General features: G+C 50.9%; 7 protein-coding genes. 5 read left to right on the top strand and 2 right to left on the bottom strand.

Going from position 1 to position 5,591, the window contains the following annotated elements; all coding sequences use genetic code 11:
- From F7R02_RS23855 to F7R02_RS23835, 5 genes are all read left to right on the top strand, one after another.
- Positions 1 to 635: ATP-binding cassette domain-containing protein (locus F7R02_RS23855; RefSeq protein ID WP_151210240.1), on the top strand; the 635-nt coding region annotated here is incomplete at its 5' end.
- On the top strand, positions 632 to 1,555 hold the full coding sequence (locus F7R02_RS27295; RefSeq protein WP_151210239.1) for a pesticin C-terminus-like muramidase: 924 nt from the start codon (positions 632 to 634) through the stop codon (positions 1,553 to 1,555). The genes F7R02_RS23855 and F7R02_RS27295, both read left to right, overlap by 4 nt.
- Positions 1,556 to 1,582: 27 nt before the next feature.
- Complete coding sequence (locus tag F7R02_RS23845) at positions 1,583 to 2,077, top strand: hypothetical protein (protein ID WP_139370946.1); 495 nt, start codon at positions 1,583 to 1,585, stop codon at positions 2,075 to 2,077.
- 202 nt (positions 2,078 to 2,279) lie between these two features.
- Complete coding sequence (locus F7R02_RS23840) at positions 2,280 to 3,008, top strand: hypothetical protein (protein WP_005924034.1); 729 nt, start codon at positions 2,280 to 2,282, stop codon at positions 3,006 to 3,008.
- Positions 3,009 to 3,021: 13 nt separating this feature from the next.
- Positions 3,022 to 3,588 carry a hypothetical protein gene (locus F7R02_RS23835; RefSeq protein ID WP_078589928.1) on the top strand — a complete coding sequence of 189 codons (567 nt, stop codon included), beginning with the start codon at positions 3,022 to 3,024 and terminating at the stop codon, positions 3,586 to 3,588.
- Positions 3,589 to 3,750: 162 nt separating this feature from the next.
- Here the strand turns inward: F7R02_RS23835 and F7R02_RS23830 are convergent, their stop codons facing one another.
- Positions 3,751 to 5,013 carry an MFS transporter gene (locus F7R02_RS23830; protein ID WP_078589926.1) on the bottom strand — a complete coding sequence of 421 codons (1,263 nt, stop codon included), beginning with the start codon at positions 5,011 to 5,013 and terminating at the stop codon, positions 3,751 to 3,753.
- Positions 5,014 to 5,075: 62 nt separating this feature from the next.
- Complete coding sequence (locus F7R02_RS23825; RefSeq protein ID WP_235900983.1) at positions 5,076 to 5,447, bottom strand: toxin-activating lysine-acyltransferase; 372 nt, start codon at positions 5,445 to 5,447, stop codon at positions 5,076 to 5,078.
- Positions 5,448 to 5,591 lie beyond the last annotated feature (144 nt).

The following is a 5,591-nucleotide window of genomic DNA, read 5'->3' as shown; positions in this document are numbered from 1 at the left end:
GCCAAGTGATTGCAATTGTCGGGAACTCAGGCGTGGGTAAGACCACACTCATCCGCGTTCTGGCGGGGCTTGAAGATCTTCAAGTTGGGGACTTCTTAGTCAATGGAGAGGATCTGCGCAAAGTCGGCAAGTCGAGCTACCGGAGCAAGGTCAGCATCGTCATGCAGGGAGACAATCTGTTGTCCGGGACGTTGTCGGAAAACATCTCCATGTTTGATGAGCACATTGACCAGGAACGCCTCGTGCAGGCTGCGAAATTGGCATGCATCCACGACGATATTCAGCGCATGCCAATGGGCTTCAACACCAGAGTCGGCGACTTGGGAAATACGCTGTCAGGCGGTCAAAAACAACGGATCTTCTTGGCCAGAGCTTTTTACAGGCGCACCAAGTTGTTGTTGATGGATGAGCCAACCACTGGGGTTGATGAGCAGATGGGTATGCAGCTGATGAAGAACATCAAGAGCATCGGCGCGACCACAGTCGTCGTGACGCACGACAAGAACATCTCTCGGATGTGCGATATGCACTATCTCTTCGTTAACGGAAACCTGAGGCCCCTGATCAAAGAGCAGCCAAGCAAATTTGATCAGGACGAGGCCGTGGAAACGGCTGAGAAATCCAAGCAACAATGAGGAGTTACAACGCTTATCAAAATAAGTTCAAAGGAAAAAAGAGATATGGAACATTCAATAGAAAAAACGATCAGGAAAAAAATCTAATCACAGGATGGAGCGCTGCAATGAGAGAGCTAACAATCGAAGAGCTATTCCTAGTGGCAGGTGCAGCAGCCGCTGCGGATGTAGATCCAAGCGAGCCTCCCACTGAGCTGCCCCCCGTGGTAGTTAATCCACCTCCATCAGAACCACCAACATTGCCACCATCCCCGCCAGTTGAGCAACCCCCGCCGCCGCCACAAGGTGGAGGAGGAGGCAATGATGGCGATGTCTTTGTCCCCTTGCCGGCTGAAAACAGAATCGATAATGCCTTCATTGACAGCGTGGAGGGTGGACAACAGCTAGATGCGTATGTCCCCAATAATAACGGTGTAGTCATAGATCAAAGCGGAGTGACCGTGGCAACTGGCGTCGATTTGGGTGGCCAGACTGTCGAAAGTCTCACAGCTCTCGGTGTAGACCAGGCACTGATTACTTCGTTGACGCCCTACCTTCATCTAACAGGCCAAGATGCGCTGAGTGCCGTTCAAAACAACCCTCTGCACATCACCGAGGCGCAGGCAGATGCGTTGGATAACGCAGTTCGATCGAACATATTAAATACGGTTGTTAATAGCTATAACAACTCTTCCGATTATGCTGACTTTTATCAGCTGCCTGGTGGCGTCCAGACCGCCATCGCAAGTGTTGCTTACCAATACGGCCCCGGCCTTGCCACAGCAACCCCCAATTTCTGGACCCAAGTAACAACGGGACATTGGCAAGATGCTGTTACCAATCTGAACGATTTCGGTGATGCGTATGATACAAGGCGAGACAGGGAGGCCGCGCTTATTCAACAAGATATTACGAACGGCAGCGTGCCGGGTGGCGGTTAAATGTTGACTTATAACGTGAGGTTGGATATGAAAGCTAACAAAAGAATTGCATCAATTGCAATAATGATCTTTTCGTTGTGGGGAAGCGTTTTGGCCACGGCTGCGCCTGCCAAGATTAATTCTGCGGTCCTATCGGCTTACTTTGGTCAGTCAGCGGGTGACTATATTATTCCCGGAAAACCATTGGTGCAGCAGTTTGGGGAGGCTCTCAGCGGTCCACCCAACAAAGACGTTGATGTGGGGAATGGGGTGACCTTGATATCCGGCTGCCGCTACAAGAGCTGCATTGAGAAAGGTGCAGTTGCCATCAAGAGTGATAATACGGTCGAAGCTGCTGGGCTCATTCACTTTAACTGCAAAGCCGACACCAAGAAGTCGGGCGCTTCTTGCTCAAAAAATCCTACTTTCACCTTATTTGTGCCCAGGAATAAAAAGAGCCTTGACGCAGAGATATCTGTTCTGAGATGGGCACATGAATATGCGCCAGATGCTACTTTTGAAACGGTCACGTTGGAGAAATGAGGTTTGCATGCCAAGATTAAGAGGCCAACAGAGGTAAATTTATCTTCAAGTGCTTCGAGTCTGCCTAGCTCTAATTCTATGTGAGCCGGGCTTGCAATGGACTGTTATTTATGGGCTGCATAGGAAGTAAAAAAATGATGTTTTGAAGGAAAGGAAAGCGAAACAGCAATTTATCAACCGAAATATTGCAGGGAGTACTGTAATGAGAGAGCTGACAAACGAAGAGTTATTCCTAGTGGCAGGTGCGGCAGCCGCTGCGGACGTCGATCCAAGCGAGCCGCCCACTGAGTTTCCACCAATTGTAGTTAACCCTCCTACAAGTCCGCCTCCAACTCTTCCCCCTTCGCCGCCAGTTGAGCAGCCAGGTCCGATAAATCCCCCAGGCGGCGGGGGTGTTGGTCCTACACCTTCGCCAGCAGTAGTGAGCGGGCTTGGAACTGGTGTGGATGAATATATCAATAAAAGCGACGCGGTAAAAAATCTGCTATCGCAATATGTTGCCAGCGATAGACATCCCGCTTTTAAGGATCTTGGTGCTCTTAAGGGGGATGTTGAAAGCGGCCAAATATTTATTGACGACAATTACGCGGGAACAACTTTGGAGGCTGCAACAATTCTTAGCCATGAGCTATATCATGTTTACAATCCTGTTGATTACGGGACTTCCAGTCCTAGCTTGGAACAGTATGTGAATACTTGGCTAAGCAATGAAGCTGGCTCATTGGTTTTTGAGCTGAATTTTGTCAGCCAAGTCGAGCCGACGACGCTGAATCAATATCCAGCTGAAGTCACAAGCATTTATAACCAGATAGGGTCGACATTGACACAGGAGCAAGCAATGAGTCAGCTCGCGACGTGGTATGGAAATCAAGATCATGGCGGAGGGCAAACGGTGAAACAGTATTATGAGTCTGTATACAATGGTAACTGAGAGGGTGGTATTTATGAAAGCGTTTAAATTCTATAGAAGCAAATTAATTTCGAGTCTGGCTGGACTGCTGGTTTTTGCAGTTGCATCCCCGCAGGCATACTGTGCCGAAGAGCGAGTGGAAAAACTTGTCTCCTTGTTTAATGGGGGTGGTTACGTCAGCCAAAGCCAGGTTGAAGCTCTGGTTGCAGACGCCAAAACGTCTATCCTCAAAGATGAAATGCTTCATCGTTATTATAAGGTCTCATTCATTGCGCCATCTTCGCAGATAAAAGAACTTAGATTTGGCTCACATCGAGGAGACGCTAAGAGCCAGGAATGGACAGTTGGTTCGCTGTCTGCTTTTTTTTCAGATTCTAAGATGGAAGGCTGCGAGAGATACGATAGTTTTATTAAAAATATGGGTTTCGTTGAAAAAATGCGAGAACCCAGAGCGTCAATCAGAGGCGCGTCTTGGACTCGCCCGGCTATCCTGTCCAAGGGGCCTTACGTCATATCGATATCCACTACTGATGTGACTTCACCATGCGTTTCTTCACTGACGATTGTGGAAGAAAAGAATTATCCAAAAACTCAGCATTGACAGTCTAGTGAGTGCTGCCAGAAGTAATTATTGATTACTTCGATGGCGACTAGATGCGCTAGGGACTGCTACTATAAAATGGTCGTTTCAGATCTTTGGATTAGATCGCTGGTCAAATGATCCGGACTAGATGTGTCCGGATCGTTCAGGCTTGGAAGTGAGTTAAATGATCTGTCTTCGAAGAAATGCCGAGTAGACAAGTAAAGCAGGTGTGCAAGTCAGACAGATGCCAATGAAAAACGTGCCATAGCCTTGGCTTTGTCCATGGAGCGTGGTGAGATAAGCCACTGCAAGGCCTGAGAAGCCGGAAAGCACCCTGCCGAAGATGGAGTAAAAGCTGGTTAGCCAAGCGTAGTGCTCACCTGCGCGTCCAAGCGTGACCAGCTTTGACATGTAAGCAACCAGGGCTATGCCGGTATAGCTACTGGCAAGGTTTTGAAGAATAACGCTAGCCCAAAGCAGTTCAGCAGACTGCTCGTTTGACGAAAGCAATGCAAGAACGAGCAGGGCAAGGGCTTGGAGAGCCGCGCCAACAAGAATGGTCGTGCTCAAGGGCATGCGCTTCAAGCTGGTGCCTGCAACCAAAATTCCGAGGAAGGCTGCTGGGATTCCAAGCCAGATATGGAGAGATCCGACCACGCTCTTTCCAATGCCAAGGGCATAGAAGAAGGGATTGATCATGGGACCCAGAAGAATGTCCGGTAGGCGATAGCAGCCGATGAAGACGACCACCGCGATCCATCCTTGGAGCGTGGAGGGTCGAAGCGACACCAACGGAGCCCCCTGCTTCTCCGCACTCGTGCGACCTGGGGTGAGGACGCGATCGGGATGAGATCGCAGAAAGAGCGTTCCGCAGATGGGCACCAACATCAGGGGCAGCAGAATTGCATAAGCAACTTGCCATGACAGCCGCGCCGCCAGCAAGAACACCAGACCGTCGCTCAGCAGTAGAGCAATACGGTAGCCAAATTGGTAGGCAGTGAGGAGCTTGGCTGGCTGCTGGTGCACTGCCTCTTGTTCGATCCGGAACGCATCGACTGAGGCATCCAGGGTCGCGCCGCCAAAGGCTGCTGCGATGCAGCTCAGCGCAATCAGCGGAAGGCTGCCGGCGACAACGCTCAGGACAAGGCCTAGGAGAGAGAGGGCGACCATGATGGAAGACAAGACAATCCAGCCTTGACGGTGCGACATGGTGCTTCCAACGACCGGCGCACGACGTTGGTCGAGATGGCGGGCCCATAGGAATTTGAGGGAGTAAGGAAGTGCGGTCCAAGCCAAGGCACCGATGACTGCGATCGAAAGCGACTTTTCGCTGAGCCAATAGCCTAAGGTGCTGCCGATCAGCGGATAGGGCAAACCAGAACCGAAGCCCAGGAACAAAAATCCAGTCCAGGCCTTGGTCGACCTTGATGTCACTTCGTGCATAGGTTGCAACTGCCTTGTCGCTTCGGTTCGTCCATTCGTATCAAGGAAGCGACGTGTCTTCCTCAGCTATCTTTGCGAAGTCTGTGAGTCTTGGTTCCCAGCATAGCGCCCGCCTTATCTCGCACCAAGCGATGCGCTTGCTTGAAGTGTGGTCGCACGCGGTCCCGAAGTGCCTTCGCCAGGCGTCGGTGATGCCCTGGCATAGCCACGAAATCCAAGATCCAGAGTTGATCACCTTCGTTCCAGTCGCTAATTGGCAAGAACGGCGGATCTTGCAGAACCAAATGACTGGCGGTTTCAGGCGTCAGATAAGCCCATAAGGCGTAGCCGGTCCAGACCCCGTCTTCGTCTTCAATCGTGACGAGCTGGCCTAGGCGAATTGCAGGCCATAGCCATACATAGTCGCCCCTGAAAAACCCCCAGGCTGCATCCATTGCAAGGCTTAACCTGCGTTTTAGGTGTGCTGGAATTGCCAGTTTTCGTTACTCTACGAACTGGTTTCTGGCAGTTTTCGCCCATGCGTACACGCCGTCCTGCCGCCGAGCAGTTGCCTGCCGATGAGTTGTTTCGTTCGCGTT

This window comes from Xanthomonas cissicola, from assembly GCF_008801575.1.
GTDB classification, from domain to species: Bacteria; Pseudomonadota; Gammaproteobacteria; order Xanthomonadales; family Xanthomonadaceae; genus Xanthomonas; species Xanthomonas cissicola.
The sequence above is the reverse complement of the archived record's forward strand: the minus strand, read 5'-3'. Positions and strand labels throughout refer to the sequence as shown.

Coding starts and splice junctions, on each gene's coding strand:
- F7R02_RS23840 (WP_005924034.1), top strand. CDS start 2,280: ATGAGAGAGCTGACAAACGAAGAGTTATTCCTAGTGGCAGGTGCGGCA.
- F7R02_RS23830 (WP_078589926.1), bottom strand. CDS start 5,013: ATGCACGAAGTGACATCAAGGTCGACCAAGGCCTGGACTGGATTTTTG.
- F7R02_RS27295 (WP_151210239.1), top strand. CDS start 632: ATGAGGAGTTACAACGCTTATCAAAATAAGTTCAAAGGAAAAAAGAGA.
- F7R02_RS23835 (WP_078589928.1), top strand. CDS start 3,022: ATGAAAGCGTTTAAATTCTATAGAAGCAAATTAATTTCGAGTCTGGCT.
- F7R02_RS23825 (WP_235900983.1), bottom strand. CDS start 5,447: ATGGATGCAGCCTGGGGGTTTTTCAGGGGCGACTATGTATGGCTATGG.
- F7R02_RS23845 (WP_139370946.1), top strand. CDS start 1,583: ATGAAAGCTAACAAAAGAATTGCATCAATTGCAATAATGATCTTTTCG.